Here is a 23497-nt window from a genome sequence, read left to right on the forward strand (position 1 = left end):
GATGATGCAGCAACTAATATTGACACCTGTGAAAATCCTGGAGAGGGTTATGCTACCCAGGCTGGAGATTGTAATGATAATGATCTTTCGATCAATCCAGGAGCCACTGAAGTCTGTGATGGCATTGATAATGATTGTGATAGTCTTATCGATGATGATGATCCGGATGTAACCGGTCAGTCTACCTGGTATGCAGATGCTGATGGAGATGGATTTGGTGATCCAAATACGACCTTAGAATCCTGTGGCCAACCAGAGGGATATGTAGCAGATAATACCGATTGTAATGATGATTGGAATAATGGAGGAGCTGCGATCAACCCAGGAGCTACTGAAATCTGTGATGGCATCGATAACAACTGTGATGGCCAGATCGATGAAGGAGTCAGCACGACCACTTATTATGTAGACAATGATGGTGATGGTTATGGAGTGGATGATGCAGCAACTAATATTGACACCTGTGAAAATCCTGGTGCGGGTTATGCTACCCAGGCTGGAGATTGTGACGATACAAACAATTCAATTTATCCCGGAGCTGTTGAAATTGCAGATGATGGTATAGATCAGGATTGCGACGGCAAGGATTTAGTAACTGGCGATAATTTTACCGGTTGTACCACAGGCTTCTGGAAAAATACCGATACCTGGTGTAATTCATACTCTAAAACAGATAATTTCTTCACGGTATTCAATATAGGCATAGATGATTATCATAACCTGAAGAAATCTGGAAATCTAAATCTTCAGGAAGCTCTTGAAATAAAAGGTGGAGGATTTAGCAAATTAGCCCGTCAGGCAACTACCGCTTTGTTGAATGCTTGTAATAATGAAATTAATTATGCCTATTCTCTTACCTATATAATAGAGTCAGTTCAGGAAGTGTTTGCAAGTGGAAGTAAATTCGATGCAAATAGATTGGGTAATCTGTTCGAAGAAGCTAATAAAGCTGGATGTCCTCTTGACAATTCAAATATGATGCCTTCCAATTCTAAATATCTTGAAATAGATTATTCACAACTCACTATTTATCCAAACCCACTGGAACCAGAAGGAGTTTGGCTTGAATTCTCTGCAAGAGAAATTAATGAGGATTTCGAGATCAGGGTTTATGATCTTTACGGAAGACAGTTAACCCAAACCTCAATCTCAGTAAGTAAAGAAGGAGGATCATATTTCTGGCCACTTGATCATAGTGGATGGGAACAGGGAATTTATATCCTGAGAGCAACAAGTAATAGTCAGGAGTTCAGGAGAAAGCTGATGAAATAATTTTTTCTAACTATTTAAAAATTAAAAACCCGATCCACATGGATCGGGTTTTTGTTTGTTAGCTTAGCTCTTTCCTCAAAACCACCAGCGGCGGACTCTTAATCACACTCAGGCTGTTTCCTAATCCAATACCCATTACCAGTAAAATAATTCCTGGTAAGAGGACTACAAAGGGTATCCATGATGGAATAAAAGTGGTTTCAAAAACAAAATAGCCCAGGAGCAGGCTACTGATTAGCGATAATAGTATTCCTGAAAGTGCTCCTAATATCCCCAGGTAGAAATATTCCAGTGCCAGGATCTTTAAGATCTGCTCGCTTCTTGCGCCCAGAGTTCTTAACAGGACGCTTTCTCTAATTCGCTGATATTTACTGGTTCGCACCGCGCCTATAAGAACAATGATGCCAGTAAGTATACTAAAGAAGGCCATGAAATTGATAAGCCAGGAGATTTTTGTAAGGATCTTTTCGATCAAGGTTAAAACCTGTCGCAGGTCTATGATCGTAAGGTTTGGAAATTTCTCTACCAGGCTTTGCTGCAGGTCGGCAGATTTTGTTTCGTCTGGAACCTTTGTAGTAAGCACTCTAAATTGCGGAGCATCTTCCAGCACACCTGTTGGAAAAACAATAGAAAAATTCAGTTGCATCCTGCTCCAGTCTACGGCCCTGATGCTTCCCACAACGGTATTCAGCAATACTCCCTGAACATTAAAATCAATTTTATCTCCTACGCTTACTTTGGCGTCTTCAGCAAAATTATTACTTATGGAAATTGGGATGATCTCGCTTTCGGGTTTTTCACCTGTGAACTCACCTTGTTCCAGAACTTCAGAATCTATCAAAGAATCCCGGTAGGTCGTCCTGAACTCATGATCCAGAATCCAGCCGTTTACCCTGGAAGTGGTGTCTTCCCTTATCTCGTTGACTGACTTTCCCTTAAGACTTTCAACCCTCATACTTACTATCGGAATGTTTTCCAGAACAGGTAATTGTTGTGAAGAAATAGTCCGGGCAACTTTTTCCTGTTGATCTGTTTGCACGTCCAACAGAATCATATTGGGACTATTTGCCTGTTCGTCCAGGCTTGCCTGCGCCAATAGTAAATCCTTGGTAAAATAAAGGGTGCTTATTAAAAATGTTCCTATGCCTATGGCCAGCACCAGGATGAGGGTTTGGTTTTGAGGCCTGAAAAGATTCAGCAGACTTTGTCTCGGAATAAAGCCCCAACTGTTAGGAAAGTATTTTTTGATCGCCTTCATGAACAAATTCGCAACTCCGGCCAGCAGAGAAAAAGTAATAACGATGCCAAGAACAAAGAACACAGAGTATTTCCAGTCTTCAAGCAGCCAGAATGCAAAGAGGAAAATGAAAAGAAAAATAGAAGTTAATACCAGAATACCAGCTTTTTTAGAACTGGAGCTTTCCGTATTCTGAACTCTTAAAGTTTGCAGAGGTGATACATATAAGGTCCCGATCAATGGGTATAATGCGAATAGTACAGACATTAATACACCCAGCAGAATTCCCATAAAGATAACCCTGGAATCGAACGATATTTCCACATCAACCGGTAATATATCCTGTAAAATTAAAGGGAATAGTTGCTGAAGTAATAATCCCAGTACGGTTCCGGCAACTCCTCCAATGAGTCCGATAATTGCGATCTGAATGAGATATATGGAAAAGGTTTGCTTTTTAGTGGCTCCCAGGCATTTTAATACAGCTATGGATCTCAGTTTTTCCTTGATATAAATATGGATCGCGCTGGCGATACCCACGCATCCCAATAGCAGGGCAATAAAGGCCACCAGGTTCAAGAATTTCCCGAAATTTTCATAGCGCCGTCCCAGCCTTTCGCTGGTAGAAGTATGAGTATCCAGATCTGCATCATTAGCATCCAGAATAGGATCTATTTTTTCATCAAACTTTTCCAGATCCAGTTTAGGATCGGCACGAAAATAATAATTGTAACCTATTCTGCTTCCCGTTTGAATAAGGCCAGTTTTTTCAATAAACCTATGTGGAATGATCACCGGTGGAGCGATAGAACTAAAAAGAGCAGCGCTGCCCGGAACCGATTTTAAAGCTCCACCTACGGGTAGTTCTATGTTCCCTATTTTGATCTTATCTCCCTTTTCAATACCTAACTGAAGCATCAAAGTAGCATCTACCAGAGCAACTCCATTCTCCTGATAATCATTCGCAGCTGAAACAGGTTCGGTTTCAAGGTCTCCATAAAAAGGGAAACCGCCTTTAATGCCACGTACGCGAACCAGTTTGGTTCCTTCTTTTCCAGGAAAGGCAGCCATGGAGGCAAAGCTTATCTCTTCAGCTTCAGGACCTCCCAGGGAGTCCATAATAAAGGAAACTCTTTCGTTAGGCAGTTTTTCGGCATCAATTATATAATCTGCTCCCATCAGGGATTTAGACTGAAGGGCAATATTTTCTTTGAGGCTATTGCTGAAGGACTGAATGGAAACTACTGCAGCGATCCCGAGCACTATGGAAGCCATAAACAAAAGCAGCTTTCTGCTGCTGGCCTTTCCATCCCTGATGGCCATTTTTAAGAGCCAGCTGAAACCTGCTTTTCCTGAACTTTTGAAATTTGATGCAGCCATACTTAAACGTTTACCGTTTCCATGATCCTGCCACCTTTCAATCTCAGAATGCGCTGTGTTTTCTGGGCCAGTTCCATATCGTGAGTTACAATGACCAGGGTAGTGCCGGATTCTTCATTTAATTCGATGAGTAGTTCTATAACTTTTTTTCCGGTCTCTTCATCAAGGTTTCCGGTTGGTTCATCTGCGAAAAGTATTTCGGGTTTATTGCTGAAAGCCCGGGCTACGGCTACACGTTGTTGTTCCCCTCCAGATAACTGCGAGGGATAATGATCATAGCGATCTCCCAGGCCAACTTTTTCCAGCAGTTCCTTTCCAATTCTGGTGGCGTCAGCATCACCTCTTAATTCCAGTGGGACGGCTACATTCTCCAGAGCTGTAAGCGTAGGGATCAGTTGAAAATCCTGGAACACAAACCCTACTTTCTTATTTCTTAAGATCGCTCTTTGATCTTCATTAAGATCGTTTATCAGTGTTCCGCAAAGTTCTATGCTGCCGGAATCTGGCTGGTCCAAACCGGCGCATAGCCCTAAAAGAGTTGTTTTTCCGCTTCCGGAAGGACCTACAATGGCAAAGGTTTCCTTCTCCTGGATTTCAAAACTGATATCTTCCAGTACCGTAAGTTCTTTTGAACCGCTGCGATAACTTTTCTTCAGATTTTGAATACTTAATATTTTTGCCATCTTCTTTCTTTTAGGTTTCTTTATCAATTCAAACAAAATAAAGAAAGATTTCAATAAAATCTACTGAACCATGAGAAGCTTCACCTTATTTTTATCATTGTTTATGTTCCTGTTATTCAATTCTTGTGGCGAGAACACTAAAAAAGAAGATCAGAAGGATATTGAGGAAGCTACAGATAGTGAAGTAGCCAATGAAGATAATAACAAGGTCATACTTTTCTTTGGAGATAGTCTTACTGCGGGTTACGGGCTCGAGCAGGGGGAAGCATTTCCCGCGATCATTCAGCAAAAGATAGATTCTCTGGGACTTTCTTACCAGGTGGTGAATGCTGGATTAAGCGGAGAAACAACTTCCGGAGGGAAGAACAGAATAGATTGGGTGCTTAAACAAAATGTAGATGTTTTTATACTCGAGCTGGGAGCGAATGATGGTTTACGCGGAATCCAACTTTCAGAAACTCGGGCAAACCTTCAGGAGATCATAGATTTTGTTCGTGAAAAAAATCCCGATATCGAGATCATTCTTGCCGGAATGCAAATCCCGCCGAATATGGGGCAGGACTATACTACCGGATTCAGAAATATCTTTCCTGAGCTTGCTGAGAAAAATAATGTTCAGCTTATCCCATTCTTACTCGAAGGAGTAGCCGGAGATCCTGAACTTAATCAACAGGACGGGATACATCCAACCGCTGAAGGCCAGAAGATCCTTGCCGAAAATGTCTGGGAAGTTTTAAAACCTGTTCTTATGGAAGAAATGGAGACTGCAGAATAGTATTGATTACTCTGGCCATTCCAGGAAGATCGTGATATCCACATCTGCATCTTCCTTAATAATATGAACTTCAGAGGGTTTTTCACTTTGCAAAGGATACAAGTTCACGGTCATTCCGGAGGCATCACGCGCAAGGTCAGAACCTATTCCACCTTCATCATGATCTCCAATACCTACTTCAAAATTAGCATAAGGAGCGATGAATAATTGTTCATCCCTTAGATCAAATTCCAGTTTTTCTTCGTTTGGATAGATCTCAGAAACGAACCAGCGCCCTTTATTGCTATCTTCATTGGTGAAATTCCAGCTGAAAGCCTTGTTTATGGCGAAGATAATATCGGCTAGTCTTTCAGGATCATTTTCTGCATACTGCTCATCATAAGTGCCATGAATATTGTAAAAAGAATTGATCTTTAATCCTGTTATCTGCACAGCATCTCCGCGATTAACGGTTACGTCGATAGATTTAGTGACCTGCTTCCCGTTAATATCAGTAAAAACATAGTTCATTTTTTCTAAGCCCGTATTAGGAAGCTGATAGTGCAGGGTTTCGAACTGGCTATCTATAGCTCCGCTTTCACCATCTCCACCAACAGATACGCTACCATTTTCGAAGATCTGCTTGATCTCATGAATCTGGAAATTAGAACTTACCTTTATAGAAAATGGCTTGTCTACCAAAGCAAATTCAGCAGAAGGGGTAAGGGTAACTTCAAAATTAATTTCAGGTTCATTTTCAATGATTTCTGAAGAATCTGAGGAGCAGGATAGCATCCCGAAAAGGGCTATCAGCAATAAAAGTCTTTTCATTTAATTAAAATGGATTGTAGATCCAAATGTAAATATTTATGCCTTCGGTTTTGAAATTTTTTTCCTGGTCAGAAATCTTTTAAGAACATAAGCCGAGCATAAGGAAATGGCTGCGGTGGAACCCAAACCACCCCCAAAGCCTTCAAAGAATGAACCGGTAGAGAGGTATAAAACTGAAAATATGAATCCTGAAATTCCAATGATCCAGTATTGCCTGACGACTTTTGAGGTTGCCATACCAATAAAGGATGCGCCCATGACGACCAAGGGAATATTGGTAGTATAATAATCACTGAGCAGGTTGGGATATAAATAGAAAAATCCACCTACGAGAACCGATATGGCTGCAGAAGCCATCACTCCACCAAGCTGAAGGCGGTTATTCAGGTAAAAAGTGACGAGAGCCGCAATAAAGCCGGAAATTATAATGATCGCTATCTGCATTTTAGAAAAATAAGTATAGGATTAGGGACATCAATGAAACTCCGCCGAAGGCAACAGTACCCAGTTTACCACCAAAACCATGTAAAGTGCTTTTGGAAATAATAAGGATATGACCGGTGAAAAGACCAGCGAAAAAAATGAAAATATATCCTTTGGCTATGAATGGGGCGGTCATTCCGGCAAATGCTCCACAATAAATAGCTGCCGGTAATTCTCTAAGGATATCAGATCTTCTATTTATAAATGGAATAAAAGAACTCAAAAGTCCTGTAATTCCAGCGGAAAGAACAATTCCCAAACCAAACTCCAAATTTAACCAGTAAGTGATCACAGCACCAATGATCGTTAGAACCACTAGTAAAATGTCCAGGCGTCTAAAAACAGATCTTTCAGGTTTATGATTTTTATAATAGAAACTGGCTAATAGAAATCCAGTAATACTCAAAAAAATAAGGACATATAGGTTAGCCTTGTTTTCCCAGAACGCAGCGGAGACAAAAGAAAAGTGCAGGATTATAAATATTAGAACCGGTAATTTTTTCAGGACTTTATGCACAACTCGAGATTAAAGATTTCATCAGATTTCGATGTTTGCAAAAGTGAGAAATTTTGTGCTGCTTTTCAGAACTTGGGGATCTAATAAAGGAGAAAATCAAACGGCTACTCTTTAAGCAGCCGTTTGATTATTAAAGTCCAAGGACACTTGGTCCCTGTTTAAATACAATATCTACCGGAATATTCTTTTCAGATAATTTATCCAGAGACGCCTGTAGGTCGCTGTCTATCTGCCCCGATTCATTCAGTAATTTTCCGGTGCCTTCGTAATCACCCTCACCCTGAAGTACAAGAATATCATTGGAAAGCGCATCAATTGCCTCCCTGAATTTCTCCATATCTACTTTGTAAAGCCCGTCTTCATTCTGCGTAAAAGCGCCTTTATCCTTAAAATAATTGAAACGAACCATATTTGCTTTTCCATGGGCACTGGAGGCTCCAAACCGGATAGATCTGAAAATACTGGCCAGGAAGGTCACATAATAATCCTGTAATTCAGCATCTTTTAGTTCACTTTTATCATGAAGTTTCGTGATCATATAGATTCCCAAAACATCTGCTTTTCCTTCTTCCAGTGCACCCGCATGTTCTTTCAGGGCTTCTCTCACCGTTCCTTTGTTGTTGATGGTATTCTTGATACCAAGGCCGTGAGCAACCTCATGGAACATCGTATTTGCAAAGAACGCATCAAAAGTGATATTTTTTTTTTGCTCAGGAACGATCAATTGCTCTGAAATCGGCAGCAGGATCTGGTCATATTTTGCTTTCATTGCATTTTTTAACTGTAGTCTTCTACTACCATACTGCTCCTGAACCTTCTCATCATTCGGCAGGTTAATGGCGATGGTCTTACTTCCGGAATTACAATCCCCTGCATAATAAACCACATCATAGGCATTAAGATCTGATTCTGTTCCCGGGCTATCTTTTTTATATTTTGCCTCTACAGGCAGTTCTTTTTGAAGCATAGGCAGGAAGGAAACATATTTCTCCAGCCTTTTGCTCCATTCCTTATCCTTGATCAAAACATAAGATTCATAGGCAGCTTTGAATCCGTACAAACGGTCTTCATAGGTTTCGATTGGCCCGGTAACCATATCTATGGAATTGTTCTTCATCTGCATCCATGCAACATCACTTTCATAGTATTTATCAGTGATAAAAGCTTCCGCTCTGAGGTTCAGGTATTTTTTAAAGCCAGGATCCTCGGCCAGCTCTGCCGCCTGTTTCAAAAGGTCTGATGCCTTTTTTAGTTTTTCGGGAAACTGTTCATGATACCAAACAGAGGTAAGTTCCCCATTATCATTTCTCCTGATAAAGGTGTACAGACTTTCCTTATTCTGAATTTCGGAATTTTCGAATTCCTCTTTTGTCATATCGGCAGGGTAAAAATTGGCTGCTTCAGGTTTTGGTCCATAACCCGCAATAAAAGGCTCAAGATTGTTCAAACGGTCCCAGGGACCATAGTTTATCTGAACATATTCTACAGATTTGTCATCAAGTTTCGGCATTAGACTGTCACGCCCGCCAAAGGCCTGATACCAGAAAAGCTCATCGGTAATTTTCGCGACCTCGATTAAAAGCGGGATGATCTTCTTTTGATCCTCAGAGAGGGCAGACATATCTGCTGTAAGTTCCACTTCGGCATATTGATCTACCAGTTTGCTAATATCTTTACCGGTAGCAACCATAGAATCCTGGGTTTCATTTTCAGGATTTTCTTTAGTTTCATTCTTGCAACCCGTAAAAATAAGTGCTCCCAGGAGTACAAAGGATAAAAGGGATTTATTCATTTTCATCAATTTAAGATTTAGAACTATAAATTTAAACTTTTTGTGATAGATGAAAAGACGGAGATTCTGAATGCTGGGTTTAAGAGGATTTATTCCTTAGGATCAAAAAATCAACAATAAAAAAAGCCACTTGTAGGGAAGTGGCTTTATTAATAGAATTGGGGGCTTAACAATTATTCAGCAGGTAAAAGAACAGCATCAATTACGTGAATTACGCCATTGGTTGCAGCAATATCAAATAGTTTTGGATCATCTTCTTCTATTGGAAGAACGATATTGGCATTAATTTCCATCCCTTCATCATTAGTATCTATTCCACCGCCACTATTCACATAGATCATAGCTTCATTCAGCATTTCGATCTTTTTAGGGTTCTTATTACCAAGAACACTATTGCTGAATCTTCTTCCATCTGTTACGTGATATAGTAACACGTTTGTAAGAAATGCTTTGGTATCATCATCGATATTATCAAAATCGAAATCTTCACCTAATGCGGCGATAAAGGCAGCATCGGTTGGTGCAAAAACAGTATAATTATCTTCGCCTGCGAATACACCGGCCAGATCTGTAGCTACAAGCGCTTTAAGTAAGTAGGTAAATTGTGGGTCTTCTTCATCTGTTGCGTTAGCGATAACAATTTCTACGATTGTAAGCTCACCTTGTTGAGCAGCTGGTGAAGATTTTGCGCTGGCATCGACAGCAGTAACATTTTCTGATAGTGATTCTTTTTCACACGCACTGAATACTATTAAAAGTGCGAAAATGAATGACTTTAAAAACAAATTCTGAATTTTAGTGGTAGTTTTCATTATATATAAATTTTTGATTACCAGATAAATATATAAACAAAAACTATTTTGTTTAATAAAATTAACTAAACTTTAAACAAAGTTAATTTTTGGTTTTGGAAATTGCTAAGCCAATTCTAGGTAAACTGATATAATAGAAAAAGCCACTCCTATAGAGTGGCCTTATCAAATTAAGCATTCCAACTGCCGAGAATTAATCTCTACTTAAAATACTCTTGAATTCATCTGAGTTAAACATTGCATCTGCATCGTGACCTACATTTGGAACTTCAATCTTCTCCTGGTTGTTTTCAGCATAGAAGGTTTCAAAAAACGTAAATATGTTCCTTCCTCTTTCGAGCCTGTTAGAACCTAAAAGGATAGCGGCGCAATCTGTGGTGTTCAAGGTCCCTTCGGTATTTGTATCATCGCTACCTAATAGATATATAGTATTCCGCGTTATTTGTTGCTGTAACAGGTCTTCCTGGGTCATCCCATCTAAATATGCCGGAGCGGTTTCATAACCATAAGGCCAGAAATCATATCCTGTGCAATCTGTAGGGGTATAGAATTCACTGCTGCTTTCATTGTAGCGCCTGCCATCAGGATAATAGAAATACTGGTTATTGGCCACTACATATTGAAATTCATAATCGGGATAAGCCGCTTCAGAAGTATTTGCAAATGCATAATGTTGTACCATAGCGGCACCAGAACTATGCCCGGCAAACTTTATCTCCTTCAGGTTAGGGAATTTTTCCGTATTCGTAAGATAGTCTACCATTTCATCCAGAACGCTAAAGGAACTAATAGCATTACCGCTATTGCCAGAATTAGCTCCTTCGCGCCAGTTATTGTCCCAGAACAATTCCCCATCTGCGGCATTGACCTCTTCTTTAAATTCCGGAGAAATAATAAGAGTGTTGTTAAGTTTTCCCAGCTCTCCAACAGCATTGGTCATATATCTGAAATATTCATCTGCATCCCGGTTTTGTCCATGGATCACGATCACTACTTCTTCGATCTCCTCCCAGGTAAATTCCTGGTCTGAAACAATATCATAAGAACTATAAAATTCAACAGCAGCTCCTTCGGCAACTTCAATCTTCTCCATGCAATCTGCCGTAGCCGAGGTACAGGGAACTTTGGTTTCTTCAACTTCACTGGTAGTGCTGAAACTACCCGAAAAACCGGTATCCAGAGATTCTCCGTTTTCACCCAAGGCAATTTGACCTACCGTAATGGTATAGGTTGATCCGGGATTTAAACCAGAATAGGAAATCACCGCCTTGGAGCCTGCATTACCCAGGCTGCTGGTATAATTTGCTTCTCCCTGACCATCTGAAAGCGAAAGTGCTTCCTCAAAAGCTTCTGAGTCCAACGTATGGGAAAATGCAATTTCGATAGTACCTGTTAAAGCCACATTAGACAATCCATCGCTAAGGTTACTGCCATTCACCGTCGCAGAAAAAACATTTAAGGTGTCTATAGAGTCATCATCATTGCTACAACTGCTTAGGAATAAAGTAAGAACTAAGGCAGTTAATATTTGTATGCTATATTTCATTCTTTTCATCATAATCTTTTTTATGGAGGCGGCATGAAATAAAATCAGACCTATCTGATACTTACTTCAAGCAACCTCCAGCTAATTCTATTCACAAATTGGATAAACACAGGCTGAACTCTGAGTAGAGGTAGAGCTATCTGCACAGTCAATTCCACCAGTGGTCCAGTCGCCATTTATCTTATAGGCCCACGATCCGGAGTATTCCCATACTTCGCCAGTCCCGTCTACGTCTGCATCACCATAGGTTTCAATAACATTATCGCCATTGAAAAGTTCTACGCCATCATCCCCATTCTGATTCATAGAATCTGACTCAAAAACATGCTCAAATTCATCTGTACAATCTCCAAAATAAGCAGCAATAGTTCCCGGTTCTCTGGCTAATAAGATATCGTCACCTTCTTCAACAGAAATTTGAGGGAAGTTATATTCAACTCCGTCTGTTCCACCACCATTATTGGTGATACCAACACCGTAGATACTTAAATCCTCAATATCCTTATTGGCTCTAAAATGAACAGCTTTTCCACCATTGGTTCCGCTGCCATCCCAAAGCAAGGCGAGAACCCCTTTAATTTCCAGAGCTTCCTTACAAATTGGGTATGGGCATGGTGAATTGCTATTTAATGTTCCGCCTACGGTACAATCCACACCCCCGGTACTCCATTCTCTACCTACTTTATAAGCCCACGATCCTGAATATTCCCAAGCCTCGCCGGTACCGTCTACATCTGAATCTCCGTAAACCTCTATTATGGTATCACCACTATACAATTCTATCGCATCATCACCATTCTGGCTTATAGAGTTATTGGATTCAAGGATCTGCGTAAACTCACTTCCGCAGTCTTCAAAATAAGCGGTCAATGCTGCCGGGTTACGGGCAACTAATACGTTATCACCTTCTGAAAGTGAAATGGCAGGGAAAGTATATTCCGGTCCGTCTGTTCCGCCACCATTATTGGCGACCCCAAGACTATAGATACTAAGATCTGCAATATCTGCATTGGCAACTACGTGAACCGCTTTACCATCGTTGGTATCTGAACCATCCCAGGTAAGTGCAAGTACTCCTTTTAGAGAAAGCGGAGGTAATTCCTCGGTAATATTGATCTCGGCCAAGGTATTATCATTATCTGTTGCATTCTCTATGGAAGCAATTGAAACAATAATAGATTCATTATCGTCATTTTCCTGGTCTGGAATAGAAGTGATCTCGAAAGTTGTGGAAAGTTCACCCGCCGGGATAGTTAATTCTGAACTACTGGCGGTGTAGTCTGTATCAAGTACAGCAGATCCTGAAAAATCAAGATTTATGATCACATCATCTTCAGTATCCTTATCCAGTTCGGCAGTTACGATTACGGTCTCCGCACTTTCCTTGATTACATCTGAAGCAGCGCTAAGCTTGATCACCGGTGGAACGTAAGCTGCGGTCTTAAAGTTGAAATTGATGGGACTCGTTAAGGCCTCACCATTGGCCCCATAAGCACCCTCAGGTATATTTAAGGTATAAGTAGTTTCATAATCGAAACGCGCACCCGGGGTGATAATAACCGTAGAATTCGAATTAGTGAATTCAAGGTCATAGTCTGCCGCTCCATTAGGGGAACTAAGTTGTAGGGCAGCGCTTAATTCATCTGTGTTCAAACTATGAGAAAAGATGAGCGTTAATGGAGATTCTACAGGAATATTGTCTGCACCTTCTTCCAGGGCGTCTTCACCAATATTTTGTTTAAGCAGGCGAAGAACTCCGTCATCTGTGATCGTTACATCATCATCATTAGAGCATGCAGCCAGTGCGATGATAATAAATATCAAAACCCCTGAACTCAAAAGCGCTCTTGTTTTAGATTTTATGAATGTTTCCATTATTTAGTTTTTATAGAGTTAATCTGGTTTATGGTTGTTCTATTGAGAATTGTTCGCTAAATCCAAAAGGATCGAAATCCCAAATAAATGGCAGCATGAAATAAACCATGGCTGTTAGGAATATGATCGAGATAAGGTTCATCCAGATCCCTGTTCTCACCATATCCGGGATCCTTAAGTATCCCGAGCCAAATACCACTGCATTTGGAGGAGTTGCCACCGGGAGCATAAATGCGCAGGAAGCAGCCACCGTAGTTGCTACTAAAAGCATATAGGGATTCAGGTCAAGTTTAAGGGCGATAGGAGCCAGGATAGGCAGTAACATCGCCGTAGTCGCTAAATTTGAGGTTAACTCTGTAATAAAGTTAACGCTAAAAATTACGATAAGGATCAACAGTAATAATGGTAATGCCTGTAACAATGTCATTTGCATGCCGAACCACTGGGCCAGGCCTGTAACTTCAAATCCAGATGCCAGGGCCATACCACCTCCAAATAGAAGGATGATCCCCCAGGGCATTTTTACGGCTTCTTTCCAGTGGATAATACGTTTTCCTTCCTTGCCAGAGCTTAAGGTGAAAAGGGTAATTCCCGCGACCATCGCGATAATCGTATCGTCTATACCCGGCAGGAACTTTTCCAGGATAAAAGACCTGGAGATCCAGCAGATAGCCGTGATCACAAAAACGCTCAATACTATTTTCTCTTCACGTTTCATTGGGCCCAGTTCCGCGATCAATTTTTGGATTTCCTTCTTACCTCCGGGAAATTCTTTCTGTTTAAAATTGAAAGCGATATGGGTGATATAGAACCAGGAAACGATCAATAAGGTTATGGAAATTGGTAAACCGAATTTCAACCATTGAAAAAAGCTGATGTCTATATCATAGATCTCCTGTATATAACCTGCAAAAACCAGGTTAGGAGGAGTACCAATTAAAGTGGCTATACCTCCAATGGAAGCACTATATGCAATACTTAACATCAGTGCTTTTCCGAAGATCTTATTCTCATCCTTTGCAGTTGAAGGATTATCCTTTAGCTGGGATACTATAGACATACCAATAGGCAACATCATTACCGAGGTGGCCGTATTCGAGATCCACATAGATAAGAATGCGGTTGCCACCATAAACCCAAGAATAATGTTCCTCACATTGGTTCCTATGAGTTTGATGATATGCAGGGCTATTCTTTTATGGAGATTCCATTTTTCTATAGCAATGGCCAGGATAAATCCGCCCATGTATAGGAAGATATATTTATGACCATAGGATGCCGTCGTCGTTGAGAGGTCTAAGGCTCCGGTTAAAGGGAATAGCACAATGGGTAATAACGCGGTAACAGCTATAGGGACTGCTTCGGTTACCCACCATAATGCTATCCACAGGGTTGCGCTTAAAACATCCCAGGCTGGCGCCGGCATTCCTTCTGGTCCACCTATGCTTTGTAAAATTATGAATAGTAAAGGGCCAAGGATCAGAAATATGTTTTTGTTCATTTTCATTTACCTGCTCCTTTTAAAGTTTCCATATCATATTCTTCGACTAATTGCCTCAGGAATTTTCCTGTTTCAGGCAAAACAAAATTCAGGTATAGTAGATCCCCATCTGCATCTTTGGTAGTAAGACGGTTTGGAATTTCCAATACAGATCTACCGGTGAAATATTTGTAATAAATTAGGGAGATGAGATAAGATCCATCTGAAGAAGGATGCTTGTCATCGAAATACATTTTAAGGTCTGGTCTCGCTTTCTGTGCTTTCATAAAGATGGAACCTACGGGAACTACCTTTGTCCCGGTCTTTTCTGCCAGGGCCAGGTAAGCTGAAGTAATGGTTTCCTGCATCAAAGGATTTGAATCATAAGCCCAGGTCATCGATAATAGGGGCTGTGCGTTTTTCTCTTTAACAAGTTCTATCAAATTAGTAGCGTAGGTCTTAAATCTTTCAGCATGGTCTATGGTACTGGTACTGTGATCTTGTAATACCACGTAATCCCAGTTACCATTATCCAGAAGCTGTCTTGTTTTTGTTTCTTTCTCTTCTTTCCAGTGTTGTTCCAGGTTGCTGCCACCCACTGTAGACTGAGCGGTTTCAAGAGCAACGCCCTGATCTTTTGCCATTGCTTCTACCATTTGCGGCATATTCCAGAAAAAGGTGAAACTGTTGCCTACAAAAAGGACCTTTTCAGTTTTCTGCTCCTGTCCTAGTAAAAAGGCCGGGAGCAGTAATAATATTAGGGATAGACTTCGAAGTCTTCTCGCCATAGGATTATTCGGTTTTTTTAGGTTCATGAGTTGATATCTGTAGGTTCAAAAAAGTCAGGTATTGGAGTAGGGGTATTCTCATTCCTGTCTATTTCGGTTTGTGGATATAGGAATCGCTGAGGTAACTGGTTACCAGCTGACGGTTCCACCGGAACTCTAACGTTAGTTTCGTTCAGTGTTCTTCTTAGATCATTAAAAGGTTGTATTAGCCCAAAAAGAGTCACATATCTTTCTTCAAGGATCTCCTTTAGCAGAGCATCTTCCTGGCTTAACCCGTTTGTATTTTCAATTCCTCCGGAAGCAAAATCTGCAGCGACGTAGGGATCGTATTGCAGATTGGCAGGGTCGATATTCGTTAAGTAGCCACCGTTATTCATAAAGGCTCTGAAATCGTTAAGTGCATCCAGTCCAGCCTGGAATCCTTGTGAGCGAAGGGCAGCTTCGGCAAGGATCAATAAGTTTTCCTGATAGGTCACCAATGGAGCAGGAGCTGTTTGTGCAGCGAATCCATCTTCGGTATTTGGCTGTACTCCAACACTGGTAATGTTGAACATATAGTAGAACCTGGCGGTTTCATTTGTTTTACTATTTCCGCGGTAATTTGCAGGAATAGGGTTGGTACTGCCGGGTTGCATAAGGCTGGTCATAAATTCGGAAACCACCACATCTGCCTGTCTAACCTCTACCGCGAAGAACTGGTAGTTCAAATTCGAGTTTTCAGCGGCATCTCCATGAGGTGCATACATACTATTTTCGAAAGAACTTATCCCATTCTGGGCAGCCTGTAAGGCAAGGTCATATTGTTTGGTCTGTAAATAAAAACGTGCTTTTAAAGTATAGGCAGTTTCGATCCATTTAGCCGGTGCGCCATCAAAATATATTTCGGCTCCACCCACAGGACGCCCACTTCCCATTTGTAAATTTGCGATTGCTTCATCCAGACGATCCTGGACCTTGGCATAAACAGCTGGCTGATCTTCATAAACCGGATCTGTATTTTCAATATTCGCTGCTTCATCGTAAGGAACATCTCCATATAAAGAAGCTGTTGTTCCAATGATGTAGGCTTGAAGCGCCTGAGCAATTCCCTGACTTACCGGGCCAATGTTATTATCTATAATTGCCTGTTCTGCAACTACCGCGTTTCTAAAAGCGTTTACATAAATGTCATACCAAAGGGCGTCAAAATCACTCGTGGTAACATTATACTGGGTAAAACCAAGATGTTGACGATCTATCCCGGTATACTGTCCCGCGAATAGAGCCGATCTTCTGGCAGATTCCCCGGTTTGTACGATGATATTTCCAACTTCGGCACCGGTAAGAATACTACCATAAGTACTTTGAGTAAGACTGTTTGGGTCGTCATTGATCCCGTCTACAACATCGCTACACGAAGTTTGAAGAGCTATGATTAATAAAAGAATTATATATCGTTTCATTTTGGGTGATTTTAAAATTTGACGTTTAGGTTAACCAGGTAAGATTTTGTACTTGGGTTGTTGAAATAATCTATCCCTCTCGCTGCACTAATTCCTGAAAGGTTGGTATCAGGATCATTTCCTTCAAATTCTGTCCAAAGGAAAAGGTTTCTTCCGGTAAGGGTAAGCTCAATAGATTGTAGTTTCGTAGTGTTCTTCAGCCATTGTGAATTCCACAGGTAACCTACACTTAGTTCTCTAAGCCTGGTCCATGAACCATCTTCGATATAAAGTTCATCATTACCTCCGCTAAAGAACCCTCCTTCGCCATTATACCATGATTCTGTAAGGGCTACTGGACCTGCACCAAAATCCTGGATATTACCCCTGAAGGTTTCTCCAATATTTATTACCTGTCCTTCTGAAGTTAGATAATTTCTTTCTGCGGTCACCTGGTTGGCAGTATCATACCATCTACCCAGGTCACGAAGTACAGATTTTGTACCCGCGTATATATCAGCTCCCTGGAAGGTTTCTACCAATGCTGAAAATCTGAAATTCTTGAATTTTATAGAAGTAGATACAGATCCCTGCCAATCTGGGTTAGGATCACCTATCACTCCTTCTACCTGATCCTGAACCGGGAAACCGTTCTCATCAAGTACAATGCTTCCATCTTCATTTCTTAGTGTTCGTGAACCCCAAAGTACTCCTAAAGGCTCTCCTTCAACAGCTCTTGAACTAACTGCAGAGAGACCTCCCAGATTAAAGGATTCGATACCAGCCAGATCCGTCACTTCGTTCTCTATGGAAGTGAAGTTGGTATTTACGCTCCAGGAGAAATTATCGGTTAGGAAGATCTGGTATCCAAGATCAAGCTCGATCCCTTTGTTCTCAATCTCGGCACCGTTTGCGTAAATAGAGCTATATCCTGTTGAATTCGCTACCGGGAAATCCAGTAATACATCCTCGGTCTTATTATAGAAATAGGTTCCGCTTAAACGCAAGCGATCTTCCAGGAACCTAAGGTCTGTACCAATTTCGATCTCTTTCTTTCTCTCTGGTCTAAGCGCTGTATTTCCTCTGCTCGCGCTAGGAACGAATGCTCCGTTTCCGTATAAAGTAAGGTCAAGGTCACCTCCATAGCTATCACCAAAGGATGGAGATACATAGGTATTGGAAGTATTGTATCTTGACGGTTGCACCCCAACTTCACCGTAAGAGGCCCTCAGTTTACCAAAGGAAAGGAAATCATCATTAATATCCAGTAATTTGGTGAATTGCCACGCCAGGGAAGCCGAAGGGAATGCAAAGGTATTGTCTACATTATTCCCAAAGGTTGATGCCGATTCAACGCGTATAGTTCCATTGAAAAAGAACATATCTAAAGCCGAAAGCGACAATGAGGAATAAACCGCAGCTGTACGCTCACTACCTTCTGTACTGGTAACCTGCCTGTTCTCTGGCAATGCGTTATCTATATCTCTTATCCCGCTGGCTACATCTACGAACTGAATGAAATTGGAAGCCTCAGAACCTTCAACACTTCTTGATTTAGAATTATAGTTAAATCCGGCAAGAAAGGAACCGCTGAAATCTTCATTTACCGTAAACTGAGTTTTTGCGATGTAATCCATATTGAATATGGTATTGGTTGCAAGTGAATTATCAATAAATCCGGAACGGTAAGCACCGGCGGCAGATCCCGGGGTAAAAAATTCACCTCTTTCTTCACTATAATGATCAAGTCCAACTCTGGCGATAAGGTCTAACCAGTCTGTTGGTTCTGCCGTTAACTCGAAATTGGTGATAAAACGATCTACTTTAGATTCGTTCTCCTGCTCGTTGATCGTCCATAAAGGATTATTATAGGTCGGTGTGCCGTCTGCTCCCAAAGGTTCACGGTAAGACCTGTGTCTGTCTGACACCGGAGAAGCGTCTGGGCCTGAATAATAATTCCCTCTGTATCCGGAAATATCAAAATCGGCCGGATTTCTTAAAAGCCCAAGATATAATCCCGAAGAACTAGCTCCTTTACGAATCCTGTTAGAACTTGTTCGGGCATAGGTTGAGCTGAAATCCAGGCTTAATACTTCGTTGAATTTATGTCTTGCATTTAAACGTGTGGTCGTTCTTCTATAATCTGAATTATTAATGATAATTCCTTGTTGGTCCAAATCACTTATACTGAAGAAAACTGAACTCTTTTCATTACCCCCGCTTAAGCTGATATTGTTTTCCCAGAAATACCCGTTATTGAAGATCTGATCGAAATTTGAATCGTCATAGATCTCTCTGGAATTCTTATTTACGATAGGGTAGTAGATACGTCCATCCTGGTCCTGGTAAAATTCTCCCGAGGTGTCGAAGTCATCTGTTCCTCCGGGACGGTCTGCAATTAGGTCTCCGTAAGAATCCCTGGCTCTTTGATCGTATACACCATCATCACCCTGGCCAAATTTGGTCTGTAAGGGATATTTTTGGTTGATCTCATCATAAGAGAATGTGGAGGAATAATTGATCTGAAGTCCCTGGTTGTAACTACCGTCTTTAGTAGTAATGATAATAACACCACCAAGCGCCTGAGTTCCCCAAAGTGCTGCAGCTGAAGCACCTTTTAATACCGAAATAGATTCAATATCATTTGGGTTAATATCATTAAGCCTTGATTCCTGGCTAACTCCACTATCATCTGAATTTCCCCGTACGTCATTACTAATAGGTACACCATCTACTACGATAAGAGGCTGGCTATTCCTGGTAATAGAGGATAATCCCCTTATCTGGATGTAAGCACCAGCTCCAGGGTCACCTGAATTCCTGGTAATACGAACTCCAGAGGATTTTCCCGAAAGACCATTTAAAAGCGTACTTTCTCCAGATTCACTTACCGTTTCACCGTCTACAGTAGAACTGGCATAACCTAATTCATCCCGTTTTTCTTTAAAACCAAGAGAGTTGATCACTACGCTTTCTAATGATTCTACATCTTCTTCCAGAACTACATCGATTGAGTTCTGGCCATTAACATTAATTAGCTTTTGTTTAAAACCTAGGTATCTAAATGTAAGAGAACCATCCTCATTCGAAATCGTTATCGTAAATTTACCATCGAAATTGGTTGCGGTTCCATTTTGAGTATCTGTTTCCAGGACGGTAACCCCGGCTAGAGGAACACCATATTCATCCTTAACGATTCCCGATACCTCATGCTGACTAATAGCAAATTGAGAATAGGAAAAGAGTAAGATGAAAAAGGTTTTAGTAATTAAATATTTCATTGGTTTGGGTTTTTTTAAAGTACTGATTGATTGAATGTACCTTTAAGGACTATTGTTGTAACCGTAAAATTTTGCATCATTTGTTAGCAATTATATAAATTTTAAGACGTATGATTGCCACTTTAATAATTTTTAATGAATTTTATCAATTTTTAGCGATTAAAATCTAATATGAGTCAGGAAAATACCACCTCTTATCATAAAGAATTTGTTTCAAAACTAGAATCTCTATATGGAAGTTTCGATCCCGATAAGAAGAAATTTGAATCTACCAGTAATTCGAAGATCGCCAGGGATCTTTGTTATAGTGATTCGCAGTTCTCAAGACTTATAAATAATACAGCGTCAGAAGGTGAATTCAAGAGAACATTAAGAAACGTTAACCGCTTATTGAATGAAACCCGGCTTCAAAAAGAGCATGGTTCAAAAGAGGATTCAAAACCAGTTAGTAAAAACAACTCGCTTTTATACATACTGGGCATCATCATCCTGGGGCTTTTGGCATTTATAGTTTTTAATCTTTTTGATGAACCTAAAGAAAAGGAGATTGCCAAAGAGGACTCCAGGTACGAAATGCTCAAGTGGAGCTTCGAGAATAAATACATCAAGCCTTACGTAAAATTAAAGGAGTTGCCGGCAGATTGTGACTATCCTTCATATAAATACCAGGGAAAATGGACTTTAAAAAATGAATATAAAATTCCATTTTTCAGGGAAAGAAATGGGTTTCATTATGTAGCTAAGGAGGCTGTGATGTTCGCAAGAAGCATGGAAGAAAGCAGCGCAGACGGGAAACAGTTTGAAGGTTATGAATATCAAATGCATGAGATCTGGTATGATAAAAGGGAACTGCCTATAGATTCATTTCTCATTCCCAATAACAGGACAAAACTTAAAGAGTCCTATAACAGATCAGACCTGGCGCAGAATGACAATTTTGTCAAGATTGCGAATGTGCATACATTCTTTAGAAATGAATTCAGTATAGATAGCACGATTGTAGATAGAAAGGGAAAAGCCATCGGCAGGGATATTACATTCCTTTCAGAAGAAGAACTTCTTAAAAATGTTGGAGACAAAAAGCTGGTAGAGGAGCTTAAAAGTGAAATCAATTCCATAGCCAAGAATAGACTGGAGGATTTTTCAAAACCTGTAAGTTGCCAGCCGGCACAGGTGCCTAACGTAGATTTTCATTATATAAATGAAGGTGATGAACTGAGTTTTAAATGTCAGTTCACCACCGGTAGATTTTTAGTTGATTATGAAAAGGTCTTTGTTTTAGAGGATCAGTATATAAACAATATCTGCAGGTAATTTAAAAATCAAATCTTTGAGGTCCGCCTCTTCTAATGTCTTCATTAGCATAATCTTCGAATTTCTCGAAATTCTTTCTAAAAGAATTAGATAATTTAAAGGCCATAGTATAATATTTCTGATCATCATTCCAGGTTGCTCTCGGGCTCAAAACCTTGTCTGGGACTCCAGGGCAGGTTCTAGGCTGGGCAACTCCAAATACTGAATGAATGTGATATTTCTCGTAAGAATATTTCGAACCTAATTTACCTTCCAGGATCGCATTCACCATGGCACGGGTATATTTCAATTTTATCCTTGTACCAACGCCATAAGGTCCGCCCGTCCATCCGGTATTGATAAGCCATACATTCGCCCCGCTTTTATCGATCTTGTCGCTCAGCATTTCGGCATATTTAGTTGGATGTAAGGGCATGAACGGAGCTCCAAAACAGGCCGAAAAAGAAGGCACTGGATCTACAATTCCAGCTTCAGTTCCTGCAATTTTAGAAGTATAACCAGAAATGAAATGATAGGCCGCCTGGCTGGAAGTTAATTTTGATACCGGGGGTAATACTCCAAAGGCATCCGCAGTAAGGAAAAAGATATTCTTTGGGTTTTTCCCTACAGAAGGGGTCTGAATATTATTTATATGATTTATGGGATAACTTACCCTGGTATTTTGAGTTATGGAAGTATCGGCAAAATCCACTTTTCCGTCTTTAATAATAACGTTCTCGAGTAAAGATCCTTTTTTAATGGCGTTGTAGATATCTGGTTCAGACTCCTTATCCAGGTTGATCACCTTGGCGTAGCAACCTCCTTCAAAATTAAAGATGCGATCATCTGGAGTCCAGCCGTGTTCATCATCACCAATAAGTTTTCTATCTGGGTCTGCAGACAAGGTCGTTTTTCCTGTACCTGAAAGACCAAAGAAAATTGCGGTGTCTTCATCTTTACCAACGTTCGCAGAACAATGCATGGGAAGAACATTATGCTCTACCGGTAGAATGAAATTAAGCGCAGAAAATATTCCTTTTTTAATTTCACCGGTATAACCGGTTCCTCCAATTAAAACGGTCTTTTCACTGAAATTAAGCACAGCGAAATTTTCCTGGCGCGTACCATGAACTTTAGGATCTGCCATAAATCCCGGTGCATCTATTACCGTCCAGTCCTTTTTGAAGTTCTCCAGTTCAGACTTTTCGGGTCTTAGGAACATATTGTATGCAAAAAGGTTGGACCAGGCATATTCGGTAATGACTTCAAGCTTTAAACGATATTTTTCCAAAGCTCCGGCATAGGCAAATCTTTTAAAAAGATCCTTTCCGTCCAGGTACTCAAGAACATCTTCTTTGAGCTTGTTAAAATTTTCGGTAGTGAAAGGAAGGTTTATATCTCCCCAGTTCACTTTTTCTTCGGTAATCTCGTCCCTGACTATAAATCGATCTTTAGGAGACCTACCGGTAAACTTCCCGGTATTTATAGCCAGGCTTCCAGAATCTGTTAATTCACCCTGATTATTTTTTAGAGTTATATCAGTCAATTCTTCGGGGTCTAACTGAAAATAGACTTTGGATTTTGAATTATCGATATCCATATTTTTAAGTTTTTATAACTAACGCTAAGCAATATGTGTAAATTATTACGAAAACCTTGTAGTTTAAAGTTTTTTAATAAATTTTATTGAAATTTATTGGAACCACCTTATGCATCTTAATTGAAATTTTCTCTATTAAGATCCATATTTTTAAAGCATATTTAGAGGTTCTTAGCAGGATGAGATTTAGAAAGAAATAACAATTGTAATTATTAAAACATAGTATGTCTAAAACAAAACTTACAGTATTAAGCAACGGATCTTTAAAGGTTCAGGGAGATTTTGAGATCGTAGATAAGGACGGTAATGTCTATGACCTCGGCGGTAGAGACCTGGTTTCTCTTTGTCGTTGTGGATTATCCAACAACAAACCATTTTGTGATGGTTCACATAGAAATCATTTTGAGCACACGGCGGAAGCTTTTGATCTGCCTCCTAAAAAATAATTGGAA

18 protein-coding genes are annotated in these 23497 nt (G+C 40.3%); 4 read left to right on the top strand and 14 right to left on the bottom strand.

Annotated features, from left to right (window positions below):
• Positions 1–1272 (top strand): MopE-related protein (locus C8P64_RS15980; protein WP_146167235.1); only part of this gene is annotated, 1272 nt, incomplete at its 5' end.
• A 58-nt stretch (positions 1273–1330) separates the two neighbouring features.
• Here C8P64_RS15980 and C8P64_RS15985 read toward each other — a convergent pair.
• A complete protein-coding gene (locus C8P64_RS15985; protein ID WP_245889721.1) occupies positions 1331–3889 on the bottom strand; it encodes an ABC transporter permease in 2559 nt (852 codons plus the stop codon).
• 2 nt (positions 3890–3891) lie between these two features.
• The gene (locus C8P64_RS15990; RefSeq protein WP_108173180.1) at positions 3892–4572 is read right to left on the bottom strand and encodes an ABC transporter ATP-binding protein; all 681 of its coding nucleotides are present in this window, start codon (positions 4570–4572) and stop codon (positions 3892–3894) included.
• A 70-nt stretch (positions 4573–4642) separates the two neighbouring features.
• Between C8P64_RS15990 and C8P64_RS15995 the strand changes: the two genes are divergently transcribed.
• Positions 4643–5347, top strand: a complete 705-nt coding sequence (locus C8P64_RS15995) for an arylesterase (protein ID WP_108173109.1) — start codon at positions 4643–4645, stop codon at positions 5345–5347.
• Positions 5348–5353: 6 nt separating this feature from the next.
• On the opposite strand, the gene C8P64_RS16000 is transcribed toward C8P64_RS15995, so the two are convergent.
• The 11 genes from C8P64_RS16000 to C8P64_RS16050 form a co-directional block, all read right to left on the bottom strand.
• Entirely contained in the window at positions 5354–6157 is an 804-nt protein-coding gene (locus C8P64_RS16000; RefSeq protein WP_108173110.1) for a hypothetical protein, read from the bottom strand.
• A gap of 36 nt (positions 6158–6193) precedes the next feature.
• Positions 6194–6601: a hypothetical protein gene (locus tag C8P64_RS16005; RefSeq protein ID WP_211307623.1), complete on the bottom strand. Its 408-nt coding sequence runs from the start codon at positions 6599–6601 to the stop codon at positions 6194–6196.
• Between the two features lies 1 nt (position 6602).
• The gene (locus C8P64_RS16010) at positions 6603–7046 is read right to left on the bottom strand and encodes a hypothetical protein (protein WP_146167236.1); all 444 of its coding nucleotides are present in this window, start codon (positions 7044–7046) and stop codon (positions 6603–6605) included.
• A 241-nt stretch (positions 7047–7287) separates the two neighbouring features.
• A complete protein-coding gene (locus C8P64_RS16015) occupies positions 7288–8949 on the bottom strand; it encodes a dipeptidyl-peptidase 3 family protein (protein ID WP_108173181.1) in 1662 nt (553 codons plus the stop codon).
• 173 nt (positions 8950–9122) lie between these two features.
• Positions 9123–9761 (bottom strand): fasciclin domain-containing protein, encoded by a 639-nt coding sequence (locus tag C8P64_RS16020; protein ID WP_108173112.1) that lies wholly within the window; start codon positions 9759–9761, stop codon positions 9123–9125.
• A 193-nt stretch (positions 9762–9954) separates the two neighbouring features.
• Positions 9955–11316: an Ig-like domain-containing domain gene (locus C8P64_RS16025; RefSeq protein ID WP_170106679.1), complete on the bottom strand. Its 1362-nt coding sequence runs from the start codon at positions 11314–11316 to the stop codon at positions 9955–9957.
• Between the two features lie 78 nt (positions 11317–11394).
• Complete coding sequence (locus tag C8P64_RS16030; protein WP_108173114.1) at positions 11395–13182, bottom strand: Ig-like domain-containing domain; 1788 nt, start codon at positions 13180–13182, stop codon at positions 11395–11397.
• 28 nt (positions 13183–13210) lie between these two features.
• A complete protein-coding gene (locus C8P64_RS16035; RefSeq protein ID WP_108173115.1) occupies positions 13211–14689 on the bottom strand; it encodes an SLC13 family permease in 1479 nt (492 codons plus the stop codon).
• Positions 14686–15450 carry an SGNH/GDSL hydrolase family protein gene (locus C8P64_RS16040; protein WP_108173182.1) on the bottom strand — a complete coding sequence of 255 codons (765 nt, stop codon included), beginning with the start codon at positions 15448–15450 and terminating at the stop codon, positions 14686–14688. The genes C8P64_RS16035 and C8P64_RS16040 overlap by 4 nt, the downstream gene beginning before the upstream one ends.
• Before the next feature lie 23 nt (positions 15451–15473).
• Positions 15474–16892, bottom strand: a complete 1419-nt coding sequence (locus C8P64_RS16045) for a SusD/RagB family nutrient-binding outer membrane lipoprotein (RefSeq protein WP_108173116.1) — start codon at positions 16890–16892, stop codon at positions 15474–15476.
• 11 nt (positions 16893–16903) lie between these two features.
• Complete coding sequence (locus C8P64_RS16050; protein WP_108173117.1) at positions 16904–20152, bottom strand: SusC/RagA family TonB-linked outer membrane protein; 3249 nt, start codon at positions 20150–20152, stop codon at positions 16904–16906.
• A gap of 171 nt (positions 20153–20323) precedes the next feature.
• On the opposite strand from C8P64_RS16050, the gene C8P64_RS16055 reads away from it, so the two are divergent.
• Positions 20324–21466 carry a hypothetical protein gene (locus tag C8P64_RS16055; RefSeq protein WP_108173118.1) on the top strand — a complete coding sequence of 381 codons (1143 nt, stop codon included), beginning with the start codon at positions 20324–20326 and terminating at the stop codon, positions 21464–21466.
• Between the two features lies 1 nt (position 21467).
• On the opposite strand, the gene pckA is transcribed toward C8P64_RS16055, so the two are convergent.
• Positions 21468–23045: a phosphoenolpyruvate carboxykinase (ATP) gene (gene pckA / locus C8P64_RS16060; RefSeq protein WP_108173119.1), complete on the bottom strand. Its 1578-nt coding sequence runs from the start codon at positions 23043–23045 to the stop codon at positions 21468–21470.
• 224 nt (positions 23046–23269) lie between these two features.
• Here pckA and C8P64_RS16065 point away from each other — a divergent pair, with 224 nt between their 5' ends.
• A complete protein-coding gene (locus C8P64_RS16065) occupies positions 23270–23491 on the top strand; it encodes a CDGSH iron-sulfur domain-containing protein (protein WP_108173120.1) in 222 nt (73 codons plus the stop codon).
• Positions 23492–23497: the final 6 nt, after the last annotated feature.

Origin of the sequence: Christiangramia gaetbulicola (assembly GCF_003054225.1) — a bacterium.
Taxonomy (GTDB): domain Bacteria; phylum Bacteroidota; class Bacteroidia; order Flavobacteriales; family Flavobacteriaceae; genus Christiangramia; species Christiangramia gaetbulicola.